This window comes from Halobacillus sp. ABH2_015 (genome assembly GCF_056158945.1).
Genome location: NZ_JBSWUG010000002.1, coordinates 1,506,532 through 1,522,645 on the forward strand (window position 1 = coordinate 1,506,532; position 16,114 = coordinate 1,522,645).

Sequence of the window (16,114 nt, forward strand, 5' to 3'; positions counted from 1 at the left end):
AGAACACACGTTTTAATCGGGTCCCGTGAGGCCCGGAAAGGTGTACCAGGGAATGGCTCGTCTGCCTGCGCAGCGAGTGAGGCACCCCCGTACACCGGGGGTGCCTTTTTCTTTGTATACCGGTCAAAAATCAAGAAGATCGGAGTGAAGGATATGCCTGTAGTCCAGCCATTACAACATCTATTATCTATGAAGGAACTGAGCCCGGCGCAGATATTCCAGCTTATCGAGAGGGCGGAGCGTCTGAATCAGCCCGGGGATAATCCCTCTTACCATGGCAGGTTTGCTGCCAACCTTTTTTTAGAACCAAGCACACGGACCAAAGTAAGCTTCCAGATTGCTCAGCGTAAATCAGGGTTTGAGCTCATCGATCTGGAAGGGCGGGAGTCCAGCCTGACGAAGGGGGAAAGTCTTTATGACACGTTGAAAACACTCGAATCCCTTGGAGTCGAACTGGCAGTCGTCCGTCAGTCACAGACCGGTCTGCTTCAGCATTGTGCTTCACATTTGAATCTTACTCTGATCAACGCAGGAGATGGTTGTGGCGAGCATCCCACACAGAGTCTCCTGGACTTGTATACCATTTATGAACAGTTTCATAGTTTCAAAGGGCTGCGCATCTGTATCGCTGGTGATATTAAACACAGCCGGGTAGCCAGGTCGAATGCTGCCGCACTTTCCCGCCTTGGAGCGGAGGTTTATTTTGTCAGTAAACCCGAATGGCAGGACGCAGCCATAGCGGATCACTACATTTCTATGGATGAAGCTGTCACAAACTGTGATGTACTGATGCTCCTGAGAATCCAGCATGAGCGGCATATCCATCGAGAAGACACGGCCACGTACCTTGAGCAGTACGGATTGACGAAGGAAAGGGAAGCGAGAATGGATGCGCACAGCATCATCCTTCATCCAGCTCCTGTCAATCGCGGAGTTGAAATCGATCGTGATCTTGTAGAGAGTGGTAAGTCAAGAATTTTCAGGCAGATGAGCAATGGAGTTGCTGTTAGGATGGCTGTTATGGATTCGTTAATGAAGGGGGAACTGTAAATGAAGGTAAAAGTAATCAATGCTCGTATGCTGCAAAGCGATGGAAAGATGGAATCCGCAGAAATGGTGATGGAAAATGGGATGATCCAGGAAATAGGGCAGAACCTTAACCAAACGGTTGTCGACCGTGTATGGGATGCGGAAGGTCTTTTCATCAGTCCCGGCTTTGTTGATGTACATGTCCATCTGCGCGAACCAGGTGGAGAAGCGAAGGAGACGATTGAAACTGGGACACAGGCAGCAGCGAAAGGTGGATTTACGACCATCTGCGCCATGCCGAATACCACCCCTGTCCCTGATGATGGGCAGACCCTGGATGAACTCCAGCAGCGAATAAAAGAGACGGCCCATATCCGTGTCCTGCCTTATGCTTCCATCACAACCCGCCAGGTCGGCCGGGAACTTGTGGATATGAAAACACTGGCAGACAAAGGTGCCTTCGCCTTCACTGATGATGGGGTGGGAATTCAGGATGCGGGAATGATGCTGGAAGCCATGAAAGCTGCCTCAACGGCCGGTAAAGCTGTAGTCGCTCATTGTGAGGACAATTCTCTTGTACATAAAGGGGTGTGTCATGAAGGGGATGTGAGTCAGCGTCTTTCGCTGCCGGGCATCATGTCAACGGCGGAATCTGTTCAGATTGCCAGAGATGTCCTGCTCGCTGAACAAACCGGCTGTCACTATCACATTTGTCATGTTTCCACCAAAGAATCCGTACGTATCATCCGCAACGCAAAAAAAGCGGGGATCCATGTAACGGCTGAAGTGACTCCCCACCATCTTGTCCTGAAGGAAGACGACATCATCGAGGATCATGGGTTTTATAAAATGAATCCACCGCTTCGCAGCAGAGTGGACCAACAAGCCCTTCTTGAAGGTTTAAAAGATGGCACGATCGACTTTATCGCTACAGACCATGCTCCACATACAGAAGAGGAAAAGCAGCAGGGCTTTTTAGAAGCCCCCTTTGGGATTACAGGATTGGAAACGGCTTTCCCTCTACTATATACACACCTCGTTGAAGAAGGATTCTGCACTTTGAAGGAACTGGTGGATTGGATGACAGTAAAGCCGGCAGCCGTTTTCCATCTGCCTTACGGTACGCTTGCCCCTGGTGCTCCAGCAGATTTTACTATGATTGATTTAACCAGTGAAAGGGATGTGGTGCGGGAAACATTCCTTTCGAAAGGAAAAAACACGCCATTCAACGGCTGGACACTGAAAGGCTGGCCGGTGTTAACCGTAGTCAACGGAAATCTTGCGTGGGAGGAGAGTACACATGAAGCAGCTCGTACTTGAAGATGGAACAGTATTCAAAGGAGAAGGTTTTGGAAGCGAAAGGGAATCGATCGGCGAAATTGTCTTCAACACAGGAATGACAGGTTATCAAGAGGTCCTGTCCGATCCTTCCTACTGCGGACAGATTGTGACTTTTACGTACCCGTTGATCGGGAACTACGGCATCAACCGTGACGATTTTGAAACGGTTCACCCCGCTGTGTTCGGAGTCGTTGTGAAGGAGCACTGTGCAAGGCCTTCGAACTTCCGCAGTGAGGAAACCCTGGATGCTTACCTTGAGGCAAGGAACATTCCCGGGATAAGCGGAGTAGATACGAGAAAACTGACCAAGATCATCCGCCGTTACGGTACGATGAAAGCGATGATTGCCTCCAGTGAGCGATCCCCCTCAGAAGTTATGAAAATGCTGGAGGATTCACCTTCTTACAACAACCAGGTGCAGCACGTATCCACTGTGAAACCGTACGTTGTACCCGGACGAGGGAAAAGGATTGTTTTGATGGACTTTGGAATGAAGCATGGTATTTTAAGGGATTTTGCCAAGCGCAGCTGTCACGTCACTGTTGTCCCGTACCATACCAGTCATGAGGAGATCTTAAGGCTGAAACCGGACGGCGTTATGCTCTCCAATGGCCCGGGAGATCCGAAAAATGTCCCGGAGGCTGTGGAAACCGTACGAAACCTCATCGGGCGTGTTCCGGTTTTCGGCATCTGTCTCGGCCACCAGCTGATTGCTCTTGCAGGTGGCGCTGATACGATGAAAATGAAGTTCGGACATCGTGGGTCCAACCAGCCTGTGAAAGATCTTGAAACGAATCGAACTTTCATTACCTCACAGAACCATGGGTACACCGTAGCGTTGGAATCTCTTGAAGATACGGAATTGATGGCGACACAAGTATCTCTGAACGATGAGACAGTTGAAGGGCTGAAGCATCGCACACAGCCCGTTTTTAGTGTGCAGTATCACCCCGAAAGCTCACCGGGACCAGAAGATACAGCGTGGTTGTTTGACCACTTTCTTGAAAACATCGAACAGACGAACAAGCGCACAAAGGAGGAACCTCAATGCCTAAACGTACAGATATAAATAAAATCCTCGTCATCGGATCCGGTCCCATCGTCATCGGTCAGGCGGCTGAATTTGATTATTCCGGCACCCAGGCCTGTCAGTCTTTGAAAGAGGAAGGGTATGAGGTCATTCTGGCAAATTCCAATCCAGCTACGATCATGACGGATCATACGTTTGCGGATCAGGTCTATATGGAACCTTTGACTCTTGAATTTATGAAAAAGATTATCCGTAAGGAGCAGCCGGATGCCGTGCTTCCGACACTGGGAGGCCAGACAGGTCTGAACATGGCCGTCGAACTTCATGACTCAGGCATTCTCGATCACTACCGGGTGGAGCTGCTCGGTACACCGTTGGAAGCGATCCAGCGTGCGGAGGACCGGGAGAAGTTCCGCTCCCTCATGCACGAATTGGAGCACCCCGTTCCGGAAAGTGATATCGTCAGTACAGTGGATCAAGCGTTACGTTTTGCCGATCGTATCGGCTATCCAGTCATCGTCCGTCCAGCTTATACGATGGGCGGAGCCGGTGGAGGGATTTGTGATCATGAAGAGCAGCTGAGGGAAACGGTGAGAAGCGGACTGTCACTAAGCCCCGTCTCCCAATGTCTCGTCGAGAAAAACATCGCTGGATTCAAGGAAATTGAATACGAAGTGATGCGGGACAGTACAGAAAATAAAATTGTCGTCTGTAACATGGAAAACTTTGATCCTGTCGGAATACACACGGGTGATTCCATTGTAACCGCCCCATCTCAAACACTTAGTGACAGAGAATATCAGATGCTTCGAAACGTGTCTTTGGAAATTATCGAAGCTTTGAAAATTGAGGGAGGCTGCAACGTGCAGCTGGCTCTCGATCCCGGCAGCTTCCAGTACTATGTGATTGAAGTGAATCCAAGAGTCAGCCGTTCCTCCGCGCTTGCTTCAAAAGCGACGGGTTACCCTATCGCAAAAATTGCTGCGAAAATTGCAGTAGGGATGACGCTGGATGAGATTCAAAATCCGATTACAGGAACCACATATGCCTGCTTTGAACCTGCGCTGGATTATGTCGTATCCAAAATTCCCCGCTGGCCGTTCGATAAATTCGCCAAGGGAAACCGCGTTCTGGGCACACAGATGAAAGCGACAGGCGAAGTGATGAGCATCGGCAGGACTTGGGAAGAGTCCTTGTTGAAAGGCATCCGCTCGCTTGAAGGGGGGACGGAAGAACTGCGTCTGGCCCACGCGTCCCGTTTAACCGCAGAGGAATTGAACGAACGGATTGTGAAAGCGGACGACGAACGGATTTTCTTAATTGCCGAAGCTTTCCGGCGGGGCTTTTCTATAGAGGAACTTCACGAAAAAACAGCGATTGATGAGTTTTTCCTTTATAAATTGGAGCAGATCATCCTTCTGGAACAGCAGCTTGAAACAGAGGGAGTGTCTGCTTCTCTCCTAAGGAAAGTGAAACAGCTGGGGATGTCCGACCAGCAGATTTCCCGTGCAGCAGGAGTCTCGGTCGATGAAGTCCGACAGAAGCGGAAGAGTATGAATATTGAACCAGTCTATAAAATGGTAGATACGTGCGCAGGGGAATTCGCATCCGAAACGCCGTACTTTTACAGCAGCTATGAAGAGGAAAATGAATCCCTTCCCTCATCAAGGAAAAAAGTGCTCGTCATTGGATCCGGCCCGATACGAATTGGTCAGGGGGTCGAGTTTGATTATGCTACGGTGCACTCGGTGCTTGCGTTGAAAGATATGGGCTATGAAGCGATTATTATGAACAACAATCCGGAGACGGTTTCCACTGACTTCAGTGTCTCCGATAAATTGTACTTCGAACCTTTGACCCTTGAAGATGTTCTCAATGTCACCGACCTTGAAAATCCTGAAGGCGTAATCGTTCAATTCGGTGGACAGACAGCGATAAATCTAGTAGAAGGGCTGAGCCGGCACGGCATCCCGATCCTTGGAACAACGATGGAAGCCATCCATGAAACAGAAGACCGCGACTTGTTTGAAAAGCTGCTCAACCGTCTGAATGTACCGAAACCGGGAGGAGAAAGTGTGGCTGGTGAAGCAGAAGCTGCAGCCGCAGCTGAGAAAATCGGTTATCCCATTGTCGTCCGCCCATCCTATGTCCTCGGTGGGAGAGCGATGGCCATCGTGTATTCGCGTGAAGAACTGGCTTCCTATCTGGATGCCAATGCTTTTGTTCATAACGGCCACCCCATTTTGATCGATAAGTATATGACAGGGATGGAAGTGGAAGTAGATGCCATTACAGACGGTGAGGATGTGTTCGTACCCGGTGTTATGGAACATATTGAACGTGCCGGGGTCCACTCAGGTGACTCCATGGCTGTCTACCCACCCCGGCGGTTGACTCCTGCGCTTGAAAAGCAGTGTCTGGACATCACAGCTGATATCGCAAAAGAATTGAAGATGAAGGGTCTCCTCAATATCCAGTTCGTCATTTCAGATGGGACCGCTTATGTGTTGGAAGTTAATCCCAGAGCGAGCCGGACCGTTCCTTTTCTCAGTAAAATAACCGGTGTTCCGATGGCCGGGCTGGCAACGAAAGTGCTGATGGGGGGGAAATTGACCGACCATGGCTACAGCACGGGAACGGCCCGCAAGCCGAAAGGGGTCTATGTGAAAGTGCCGGTGTTCTCCTTTGAAAAATTAAGAAGTGTCGATACGACGCTTGGACCTGAAATGAAATCGACAGGGGAAGTCATCGGGTATGATGAAACGCTGGAGAAAGCCTTATACAAAGGCATGATATCCTCTGGATTAAAAATACCCGTCCAAGGATCTGTCCTCTTAACGGTTGCTGATAAGGATAAGGAAGAAATGGTGCGCATCGCCCGGACCTTTGATGAACTCGGTTTCCGTTTGTTTGCCACAGAAGGCACGTCAACCGTAATTGCCCAGGAAGGTCTTCCTGTAGAAGCGGTCGGTAAAGTTGGTTCGGCAGAGAGGGATGTGCTGGACCTTATTCAGAACGGTGAAGTTCAATTTGTCATCAATACGTTGAACAAAGGGATGCGTGCAAGGTCTGACGGGTTCAGAATCCGCCGGGAAGCTGTGGAAAACGGCATTGCTTGTCTGACGAGCCTTGATACGGCAACGGCTATCGTTGAAGTCATTAACGCCATGTCTTTTTCGGCAAGAGCCATTACTCCGATGGAAGGGGTGGGGCAGTGATCAGAGAAGATCTGACGGTTGTGGATCATACGCTGGTTGCCGAAGATACGTACCAATTAATTCTTTGCGGGCGTATGGTGCATGACATCAAGCAGCCTGGACAATTTGTTCACATTCGGACAAGTGCGGACGAATATTTACGTAGGCCGGTATCCATCTCGGATTACAATATAGATGAGGAAACAATCACCCTGTTGTACAAAGTGATTGGAAAAGGAACAAAAGCTCTTACAGCCTATCAGATAGGTGATTCTCTTGATGTGCTTGGTCCCGGAGGCAGAGGTTTTCCTGTAAAGGCTCTGCCTGGAGAGAGTGTCCTTCTGACAGGGGGAGGCATCGGTGTTCCCCCTCTATACCGGCTGGCACGTGAGTTGTATGAAAAAGGAGCGGACCTTACTATTATTCTCGGATTTCAATCCATCCGTCACGCTTTTTTGAAGACTGAATTTCAACAATATGGGAAAGTCCATATTATGACAGATGACGGAACCTCCGGAAATAAAGGGTTTGTAACAGACGGGATTGCCGGAATGTCTGGTTCGTTTGACCGCTATTATACGTGCGGACCTACGCCCATGCTGAAAGCAGTGGTCAACCAGCTCGGTGATACAGAAGGATATATTTCCATGGAGGAACGGATGGGATGCGGGATCGGCGCTTGTTTTGCCTGTGTAGTGCCTTCCCATGATGAAAAAGGCTACAAGCGAATCTGCTGTGACGGTCCGGTCTTTCACCATAAGGAGGTTGTGCTTTCATGAATACGATGATTCAACTGCCCGGCCTATCTTTGAAAAATCCGATTATGCCGGCTTCCGGATGCTTTGGTTTTGGTCGTGAATATGCCCGCTTTTACCCGCTCGCTGAACTCGGGGCTGTCATCATGAAGGCTGCCACCGGTGAAAAGAGATATGGCAATCCAACTCCGCGGGTAGCAGAATCAACGGGAGGGATGCTCAATGCCATTGGTCTTCAAAATCCAGGGGTCGAGTCGATCATTCAGGATGAAATCCCATTTCTAAAGGCCCAGCAGGTACCGATCATAGCAAATGTCGCCGGCAGTACGGTAGAGGAATATGTGGAAGTAGCAGAAAAAATCTCTGTTCATGTTGATGCTCTCGAACTGAATATCTCCTGTCCGAATGTCAAGGAGGGCGGCGTTCAGTTCGGAATGGATCCAGTGCTTGCGGAGGATGTTACACGCAGAGTCGTTCAAGTAAGCCGTGTTCCGGTATATGTGAAGTTGTCGCCGAATGTAAGCGACATCGTCGTCATGGCCAAAGCGGCTGAAAGGGGAGGAGCCTCCGGCCTGTCTATGATCAATACGCTGACCGCTATGCGCATCGATCCATCCTCGCGGAAACCTGTTTTATCGAACGGGACCGGAGGATTGTCCGGAGCTGCCCTGAAGCCTGTCAGTATCCGGATGATCCATCAAGTTTATCCCGAAGTCGGTATCCCCATTATCGGAATGGGAGGGATTGAAACGGCAGCCGATATTGTCGAGTACCTGCTGGCAGGAGCGAGCGCGGTGGCTGTAGGCAGTGCGAACTTTAAAAAACCACTCATATGCAGCGAACTCGTGGAACAACTGCCGGAGACGTTACACCATTATGGATTTCAATCTGTAGAAGAAGCTGTAGGAGGTGCGCATCGTGAAAGAGTTGAAGCCGGTCTACTTCGCCCTTGATTTCCCCTCAGGCCGCGAAGCGTTTGATTTTTTGATGGAACATCATCTGGAAGGTGTTCCAGTTAAAGTAGGCATGGAGCTTTTTTATAAAGAAGGCGCCCCGTTCATTGCCGAACTGAAAAGACGGAACCACGCAGTTTTCCTGGATTTAAAGCTTCATGATATACCGGAAACCGTCCGCCGGGCGATGAAAAACCTTGCCGGTCTCGGTGTAGATATCGTTACGATTCATGCGTCCGGCAGCAGCCAAATGATTGAAGCTGCCCGGAAGGGGTTGAGCGAAGGGGCAGATGGAAAAACACCTCTTTTATTTGCCGTCACTGTCCTTACTTCCATGGACGAATGGTCATTGAGCAGGGAATGGAAGGTAGAAGGATCAACGAAAGACATGGTCCTTCATTACAGCCTCTTAGCGGAAGAACATGGGGCGGATGGAGTCGTGTGTTCTGTTCATGAAGCATCCTTGATCAAAAAAGAATCAGGGCTTCTTACGTTGACCCCGGGGATCAGGCTCCCGGGAGGGCACGTGCACGATCAAAAACGGACAGCCACTCCTGCAAAAGCCGCTATGGAGGGAAGTGATGCCATCGTCGTTGGCAGACCTATCCGGAACAGCGGTGAACCTGAGGATACATATCAAACCATCAAGGGGGAATTTCTGCATGGAAAAAAATCAGTTGATTCATAAACTGCTGGATATTGGTGCTGTCAAAATGTACGAGGAGGATTACTTCACATGGACCTCGGGCATCCAATCCCCGATTTATTGTGACAACCGTTTGACGATGTCTTATCCCTCCGTGCGTTCGTCTGTTACAGAGGCGTTTGTGGACATGATCCGGAAACTGCCGGGAGAGGTGGATGGAATAGCCGGATGCGCCACAGCCGGTATTCCGCATGCAGCATGGGCAGCCGATCGTCTCAATCTTCCGATGGTGTATGTGCGCGGGACCGCCAAAAAACACGGGCGCAGAAATCAGATTGAAGGAGTGGTTACCAAAGGCAGCCGTGTAGTCGTCATTGAGGATTTGATTTCCACTGGGAAGTCTTCCATACAAGCTGCAGATGCCCTGCGGGAAGCGGGGGTGGAAGTGGCAGGGATTTTATCCATTTTCACCTACGGCCTGGCGGAAGCGAAGCAGGCGTTTAAGGAAAAGGAGTACCATGTTCAATCGATTGCCAGCTATGATGATCTACTGGATGAGCTGTACCAACAGGAAGAACTGGATGACCTTCAGCTGGAGAAACTGAGAGTGTGGAGGGAAGACCCTTACGTTTTTACAAATTCTTAAATGAGGGAAGAGTTGCTATTTTCATCTTGTCCTTGTACCATTAATACAACACAACGTATTGGTGATGACGATGAAATCTAACAAACATTCCTTTTTTATTCTCATGAATGCCTCCCTCGGACTATTAACCTGCTTCGTTTATTTATACACGTGGGTCGCTTTTTCCTTTATGGAATCCATGCTGTCATGGGAACCCCTGCTCAGTCTGGCAGGGTCGCTGACGATATTTATATTATGGAATATGTACATGTTGAAAAAGGAAGCGAAAAGATACTGGGCCCAGGCGGTTTTTTCTTATGTGGCCTCGATTGCCGTTTTTGCTTATTTTTTAACTTGAAGCTGCGATGCCGATCGCAGCTTTTTTCGTCCGGGGCTTTTGATGGAATGTTCTTACAATAGAAAACGTCAGGACGTGAGAGTTGTCCTGACACTTAAAAATCGATAAGATAAATGACTATACATACGAAAGAGGGGAGCATCAATAAATGAAAGATTTAGTCAAACAGTCCTACTGGCTGCGGCGTCTGCTCGCCTCTGATCCGGGCAGGCGGAGACTGGCCCAGGCGGGGAAAGCTACGCTGAGTTTGATTTCATCGGTTTTTACAACGATGTTGATCATGAACGTCTTTGCCATCGATCCGCTTTTTCCTGCGATCATCTCCGGGATTGCCGGTCTGATGGGCATTATGATTGTTATGGATGATACAAAAAGAAAAAAACAGGTGACAACCCTTCTCCTGGGAGTGGCTGCATGTTCAGGGGTGACGCTTGGGTCCTTGACTGCTTCAAGCCCCGTCCTGGTAAGTATCCTGATGATTGCTTCGATAGGTGCAGCTTTTTATTTTTCGCAGCATGGAAGCCGGTATTTTTCTCTTGGAATGATTGGGTTCTTCACAATTTATTTCTCCTCATTTCTTCAGCTGTCACCGTCCCAGTTTCCCTGGTTTTACCTCGCAGTAGGTATCGGCATTCTTTATGCCTTTCTTTACAATTTCTTCCTATTCGAAGACACAAGGCAGATGCTGCGGAGAAGCACGGTTTCCTTCCACAGGCAGGCAAACTTGACGTTCGACCTGCTTATTGAGGTGATTAAAGACCCCGAACTCCAGCCGTCCCGGTTGAAGAAGCTGGGCAGCAACGTAAGTAAATTAAGAATTTACGCCAACCAGGTCGCCGCTGATCTACACCAGCAGGACAGCACAGAAATCTGGCCGGGGCTTCAATCCGGCCGGCTGCGATTATATATTTTCGATACGACCATGTTTGTTATGACGCTTTCGGAAAGCCTGCAGAAATTGAAGGAAGACGAGGCATTGGATTTGAAGGAGCTGCGCTATCTTCTCGTCGATCTGCTTCTGACGTTGAAAGATGCCGATGTGCTTGACCCACAGCCGGAAATGAAGAGTCTTCAGGAGGCTGAGAAAGTGGTCGCAGGTATCCGGCATCAGCTTGATCACTGGATGATGAATGCAACCGATCTCCCTGATGGACGGCTTTATTTGATCAGAAGAATTGAAACAATGGCTTCCCACGTGACAGAAGGCGCCTCGGAAGTGCAGCGGGATATTCACTTCAATGAAGCAGTGGAACATCCACCGGCAGCAGATGAAGAGGCGGTGGATGAGAAGGAAGCGGGGCCTGCCGGACTGAAACCTGCTGAGAAAAAAGCCGTGCAGGCGTTGATTGCAGGAAGCATAGCTATTGTTACGGGCTATATCATTTCTCCGATTCAGCCGTACTGGGTCCTGTTGACCGCTTTTATTATCCAGCTCGGTACGGAAACCGTCGGCAGGACGTACTTAAAAGCTTTTGAGCGTTCCGTCGGCACATTCTTCGGTGCTTTCTTCGGTTTTCTCGCTGCTTTGTGGCTCTCCGGCCACCCTTACCTTGAGGTTGTCCTATTGTTTCTGGTTATTTTTACAGCTTTTTACTTTCTTACGGTTTCCTATACGGTGGCAAGCTTCTTTATTACGATGATGATTGCCTTTATTTATGATCTGATTCTCGGTGGAGTTACGCCGGAGCTTCTTGGAGCGAGGGTCATTGACACAGTGGCCGGAGCTGCGATTGCTCTTGGTGTTTCTGCTTTCGTCTTTCCCACGAGTACTAAGGACAAGCTTTCCGAGGCCTTTCGTGAATATTTTACACAAATGTCTCAATTAATCAGCCAGTATTTAACCAACATCAAGGGTACGAAAGGAGTTAAAGGTCTTGCGCAGCAGGCCTTGGATCTGGATGCGAAAATGCAGGAAATAGAGGAAGAATCCAAGCCTGCTGTACAGGATCCTATTTTCCGAGGGGACAAAAACCTTACAGCCGTGCTGACCGTGATTACAGCCGTCAATTATTATGCCAAGCACCTTGTCGCCTCTCCATACCCCAAATACACGAATCACAGTCATGAAACACTGGAACTTCTAACAGCGGTTCAGGATAAACTGGAAAAGAATCTGCAAGGTTTGATCCATCAAATCGAAACAGGAAATCATTCCGATCCGGTTTACGACCTGCTGGAGGAAAGGGAGCAGGTGGAGTTGAAAGTGCAGCCGGGAACAGAGGATAAGGAAAATCTGCTCCATCACCTTTATTACATCTGGAAAATCAACCGTTCCATTACGATTCTCAGGGACAGGCTTGATCATATGAGGAAAAGATAACCGTCTGGTTTGAGTCCAGGCGGTTTTTTTTATAGAAAGCTCTGTTAAAGTCTGTTGTTGTTATTTTAAACGATTACTAAATCGTCTCCGTCTGGAATCAGGGGTCCGGTCCGTTGTTTACTCAGAGCATGGGATGGCAGGGAAAACCGTCCGCTTTCCGCGGGGAACGATGAGCCTCCTCGAACTTCGTTCTCCGGGGTCTCCCCTTGTTCCTTTTTCCCGCAGGAGTCTACCTGTTTTCCCTGCCATCCCTTTCGTAGTGGTGTAACGGACTTCGGTTATGTCCTTTCTAACTACCCTACTTTGAAGAGGCGGCCTTGGGAATGGCAGGACTCCTGTGGGATGAAGGTACATCGTGAGACCCCGGAAGGCGCTGCCTGAGGAGGCTCACGGTACCCCGTGGAAAGGGAGTCATCCCAAGGCCGCCTCCTACAAACCCCATGAGAGAAAGGGGTGATAGGAGCTCACATGTTAAATAACAACACCAAGCAATAACAGAGCCTTATAGAAAAAAGCTGCCGAGAAATTTTCTCGACAGCTTTCCCGACGCGTGTACGCCGGCGTTTTGTCATGGGAACTCTGACTATTGCTCTTCAACGGCCATCAAAAGATCTGCCCGCTTTAGAGATCGTTACGCGTTCTTCACCACTGCTGGGCTGGACCGCGTCTCGGCTCTTCTTTGGGTTGCGTTTTGATTTTGAGTTCTTTGGCATGACTGCAGCCTCCTCTACTAAGATCAAGGTGCTCTCTTAGTATGGCTGCCTGTTCCTGTTTTATTCCTCTGCCTGTTTTTTCATCATCCGGACATAGGAGGCATCCGGAGTTACAAACAGGGTCTGCTGATGATCATAGGTAACGAAACCGGGTTTTGCTCCGGACGGTTTTTTCACATGCCTGATTTGTGTGTAGTCAACAGGCACGGAGGACGACCGGCTCGATTTACTGAAGTTTGCCGCCAGCTGGGCGGCTTCAAGCAGTGTGTCTTCACTTGGGTTCTCATCTTTAATGACTACGTGGGAACCCGGAATATCTTTGGCGTGCAGCCAGATATCAGATTTACCTGCCATCCGGTTGGTTAAATATTCATTCTGTTTATTGTTGCGCCCGACATAGATCATCGTCCCGTCACTGGATCGGAAGGTTTCCGGGGACGGTTTTTTAGGCTGGTTTTTCTTACGCCCCGGGGAGGCGTTCTTTTTCTTCATATAGCCTTGTTCCCGGAGTTCCTCCCGGATTTCTTCAATATCTTCTTCCCTGGCTGTTTCGACTTGTTGAATCAAACGTTCGAAGTAGGTGATTTCAATGTCCGCTTTTTCAATTTCCTTTTGAACCACCTGCTTGGACTTCTTCAATTTCTGGTACGTCTGGAAGTAAGACTGGGCGTTTTCACTTGGGGTTTTATTCGGATTCAGCTCGATTGACATTTCCTTTTGGTCAGGATCGTAGTAATCAACGACCGTTACACTTTCGTCTCCATTATTAACGAGGTGCATATGAGCGGTCAGCAGTTCGCCGAGCTTTTGATAATCCCCGGCTGCTTCAGACTTTTTCAAGGTATCTTCGTGTTTTTTGATTTTCCTCTGGTTTTTGTCGCGTTCATTTTTCAGAAAGCGGAATAAATCACCAGCCTGCTGTTTGACACGATCCCTTTCGGCTTTCCCTGAATAAAAAGCGTCCAGCATGTCACTCACCGTAGAGAAAGTTTCTCTTTCTTCTCCAAAGGCCTTCAGCGGCAGTACATAAAATTGTTCTTTGTCCCCGCGTTTCACCTGTGGTTCATACGAGTGATCCAGTATTCGGTTCCGTACTTCCTCATAAGCAGCTTCGTATCCTGAGGGTCCGTTCATTCCTGCTTTTTCTGCGATCTCCTTTGTAATCATGGGGGAAAAGCCCATGACAATGGAGAGAATCTGTTTGTCCAGGCGGCCCGCATTAAAATCCAGTTTTTTAAGGAGTTGGGCCGGTTCGAGTTCCAACGGGCTTATTTTGCCCTGCTCCGGCGGTCGTTTATAGGGCTGGCCCGGCATAATCGTCCTGTGCCGGTTCTGGGAAGGGGGAAGGTGCTTGATGCTGTCCAGAATATGCCCCTCCTGTTCGTCGACAAGAAGAATATTGGAGTGTTTCCCCATCACCTCAATGATCAAGGTTTTATACGTTTCGTCGCCGATTTCATTCCGTGTGCGGATATGGATCTTGACAATCCTCTCCATATCCACCTGTTCAATTTTCTCTATAAATCCTCCTACAAGATGCTTGCGCAGGAGCATACAGAGCATCGGCGGTTCTTTTGGATTGTGGTATTGATCATTGGTTAAATGAAACCGTGCATAGGATGGATGAGCGGATAATAGAAGCGTATATTTCGTCCGCTGGGAGCGGACAGTGAATACAAGCTCTGTATCCGTGGGTTGATAAATTTTCATGATTCGTCCGGACTGAAGAACATTGTTCAGCTCATTTGTCGCCGCCCGGGTTACAATTCCGTCGAAAGACATAGTCTCTTCACCTCTCTAAAAGGTCATTATAGCATGATTTTACGCCGGATTTCTAAAGAATCATACCAGTCGCTCTGAAAGAGGAAGTTTGGTAAACTAGACAGTATCAATGAAGAAGCGGCAGGTGAAGGAGATATGGTTGACAGTATGACCGGATATGGACGGGAAATATCAGAGCAGGAGGGAACACGGATCGTGGTGGAAGTCAGATCCGTGAATCATCGGTTTCTTGATGTTCATATGCACCTTCCTTCCTCTTTGTTATTTATGGAGGACCCGGTAAGGAAACTTGTTAAAGAAGCCCTGCACCGCGGGCGGGTCGATGTGTACATAACGATGGACGGCCGCGGCCCGAAGAAAAACGTCGAGGTGGACTGGGCAGCAGCGGAGCAGTACATTCAGGCGTTGGAAGATATGAAGAGCCGGTTTCATTTGACGGGTGATATAACTATTGATATGGTATCCAAGTTAGAGAATGTCTTCGTTACTAAGGAATCGGATGACATCCCGGATTCTTTTCAACAAAAGCTGAAGACGTCGGTGGAACAGGCTCTGCGGCAGCTGAAGGACATGAGGGGACGGGAAGGAAAGCAGCTTTCAAAGGACCTCCTATCCAGACTCAAGGCTGTCGCCTGCTGGCTTGACATGATGGACCAGCGCCGCCCTGAAGTGATAAACGAATACAAAGCGAGAATACGCGCCCGAATTGAAGATTACGCTGCACAGCCCCTTTCCCAGGATGAACCAAGAATTCTCCAGGAAGTGGCCCTTATGGCTGAAAAAGGGGATGTCACCGAAGAGTTCACACGGATGCATTCCCATCTTCAACAGTTTGAGAAGGCTCTGGACCAGCGCGGGTCCGTCGGGAGACGTCTGGATTTCATCCTTCAGGAAATGCACCGGGAAGTGAACACGATTGGGTCAAAATCCAATGACACCCTCCTGATGGAGTATGTACTTAACGTGAAGGGTGAATTGGAAAAAATGAAGGAACAAGTGCAAAATATCGAATAACAATTGTGTTCTGTACGGTTTTTTTCATATAATAGAGTTAATGATTAAGTGCTTGGCCATAAGAAGGAGGAGTCAGCTTTGAGTTTAAAATTGATCAATATCGGGTTCGGGAACGTTGTGTCTGCCAATCGAATCATTTCCATCGTTTCACCGGAATCCGCTCCAATCAAACGTATCATTACTGTCGCCCGTGACAATAATAAATTAGTAGATGCTACATATGGCCGCCGTACACGTGCGGTCATTATCACAGATAGTGATCATGTCGTTCTGTCTGCTGTTCAGCCGGAAACCGTCGGCCAGCGTGTAATCAGTAATGATGAGATTTCAGATGAAAACTAGGAGGACTAT

Annotated in this window: 13 protein-coding genes; 12 read left to right on the forward strand and 1 reads right to left on the reverse strand. The window is 48.8% G+C overall.

Going from position 1 to position 16,114, the window contains the following annotated elements:
• Window positions 1-153: 153 nt before the first annotated feature.
• From ACXAD6_RS08060 to ACXAD6_RS08105, 10 genes are all read left to right on the forward strand, one after another.
• Window positions 154-1,050 carry an aspartate carbamoyltransferase catalytic subunit gene (locus ACXAD6_RS08060; protein ID WP_474968435.1) on the forward strand — a complete coding sequence of 299 codons (897 nt, stop codon included), beginning with the start codon at window positions 154-156 and terminating at the stop codon, window positions 1,048-1,050.
• The gene (locus tag ACXAD6_RS08065; RefSeq protein ID WP_474968436.1) at window positions 1,051-2,349 is read left to right on the forward strand and encodes a dihydroorotase; all 1,299 of its coding nucleotides are present in this window, start codon (window positions 1,051-1,053) and stop codon (window positions 2,347-2,349) included.
• Complete coding sequence (locus ACXAD6_RS08070) at window positions 2,330-3,439, forward strand: carbamoyl phosphate synthase small subunit (protein ID WP_474968437.1); 1,110 nt, start codon at window positions 2,330-2,332, stop codon at window positions 3,437-3,439. Before ACXAD6_RS08065 ends, ACXAD6_RS08070 begins: the two co-directional genes overlap by 20 nt.
• A complete protein-coding gene (gene carB, locus ACXAD6_RS08075) occupies window positions 3,418-6,618 on the forward strand; it encodes a carbamoyl-phosphate synthase large subunit (protein WP_474968438.1) in 3,201 nt (1,066 codons plus the stop codon). Before ACXAD6_RS08070 ends, carB begins: the two co-directional genes overlap by 22 nt.
• Window positions 6,615-7,376 carry a dihydroorotate dehydrogenase electron transfer subunit gene (locus tag ACXAD6_RS08080; RefSeq protein WP_474968439.1) on the forward strand — a complete coding sequence of 254 codons (762 nt, stop codon included), beginning with the start codon at window positions 6,615-6,617 and terminating at the stop codon, window positions 7,374-7,376. Before carB ends, ACXAD6_RS08080 begins: the two co-directional genes overlap by 4 nt.
• On the forward strand, window positions 7,373-8,305 hold the full coding sequence (locus tag ACXAD6_RS08085; protein ID WP_474968440.1) for a dihydroorotate dehydrogenase: 933 nt from the start codon (window positions 7,373-7,375) through the stop codon (window positions 8,303-8,305). The genes ACXAD6_RS08080 and ACXAD6_RS08085 overlap by 4 nt, the downstream gene beginning before the upstream one ends.
• Complete coding sequence (gene pyrF / locus ACXAD6_RS08090) at window positions 8,271-8,993, forward strand: orotidine-5'-phosphate decarboxylase (RefSeq protein ID WP_474968441.1); 723 nt, start codon at window positions 8,271-8,273, stop codon at window positions 8,991-8,993. The genes ACXAD6_RS08085 and pyrF overlap by 35 nt, the downstream gene beginning before the upstream one ends.
• Entirely contained in the window at window positions 8,968-9,597 is a 630-nt protein-coding gene (gene pyrE / locus ACXAD6_RS08095) for an orotate phosphoribosyltransferase (protein ID WP_474968442.1), read from the forward strand. Before pyrF ends, pyrE begins: the two co-directional genes overlap by 26 nt.
• A gap of 103 nt (window positions 9,598-9,700) precedes the next feature.
• Entirely contained in the window at window positions 9,701-9,934 is a 234-nt protein-coding gene (locus ACXAD6_RS08100) for a hypothetical protein (protein WP_474968443.1), read from the forward strand.
• 148 nt (window positions 9,935-10,082) lie between these two features.
• Entirely contained in the window at window positions 10,083-12,254 is a 2,172-nt protein-coding gene (locus tag ACXAD6_RS08105; protein ID WP_474968444.1) for an FUSC family protein, read from the forward strand.
• A gap of 773 nt (window positions 12,255-13,027) precedes the next feature.
• Here ACXAD6_RS08105 and ACXAD6_RS08110 read toward each other — a convergent pair.
• A complete protein-coding gene (locus tag ACXAD6_RS08110) occupies window positions 13,028-14,749 on the reverse strand; it encodes an Rqc2 family fibronectin-binding protein (protein ID WP_474968445.1) in 1,722 nt (573 codons plus the stop codon).
• Window positions 14,750-14,884: 135 nt separating this feature from the next.
• Between ACXAD6_RS08110 and ACXAD6_RS08115 the strand changes: the two genes are divergently transcribed.
• Window positions 14,885-15,763, forward strand: coding sequence for a YicC/YloC family endoribonuclease (locus tag ACXAD6_RS08115; protein WP_474968446.1), 879 nt, complete (start codon window positions 14,885-14,887; stop codon window positions 15,761-15,763).
• A gap of 78 nt (window positions 15,764-15,841) precedes the next feature.
• A complete protein-coding gene (gene remA, locus ACXAD6_RS08120) occupies window positions 15,842-16,105 on the forward strand; it encodes an extracellular matrix/biofilm regulator RemA (RefSeq protein WP_027954142.1) in 264 nt (87 codons plus the stop codon).
• The last annotated feature ends 9 nt before the right edge of the window (window positions 16,106-16,114 follow it).

Coding starts and splice junctions, on each gene's coding strand:
- ACXAD6_RS08060 (WP_474968435.1), top strand. CDS start 154: ATGCCTGTAGTCCAGCCATTACAACATCTATTATCTATGAAGGAACTG.
- ACXAD6_RS08065 (WP_474968436.1), top strand. CDS start 1,051: ATGAAGGTAAAAGTAATCAATGCTCGTATGCTGCAAAGCGATGGAAAG.
- ACXAD6_RS08070 (WP_474968437.1), top strand. CDS start 2,330: ATGAAGCAGCTCGTACTTGAAGATGGAACAGTATTCAAAGGAGAAGGT.
- carB (WP_474968438.1), top strand. CDS start 3,418: ATGCCTAAACGTACAGATATAAATAAAATCCTCGTCATCGGATCCGGT.
- ACXAD6_RS08085 (WP_474968440.1), top strand. CDS start 7,373: ATGAATACGATGATTCAACTGCCCGGCCTATCTTTGAAAAATCCGATT.
- pyrE (WP_474968442.1), top strand. CDS start 8,968: ATGGAAAAAAATCAGTTGATTCATAAACTGCTGGATATTGGTGCTGTC.
- ACXAD6_RS08100 (WP_474968443.1), top strand. CDS start 9,701: ATGAATGCCTCCCTCGGACTATTAACCTGCTTCGTTTATTTATACACG.
- ACXAD6_RS08105 (WP_474968444.1), top strand. CDS start 10,083: ATGAAAGATTTAGTCAAACAGTCCTACTGGCTGCGGCGTCTGCTCGCC.
- ACXAD6_RS08110 (WP_474968445.1), bottom strand. CDS start 14,749: ATGTCTTTCGACGGAATTGTAACCCGGGCGGCGACAAATGAGCTGAAC.
- ACXAD6_RS08115 (WP_474968446.1), top strand. CDS start 14,885: ATGGTTGACAGTATGACCGGATATGGACGGGAAATATCAGAGCAGGAG.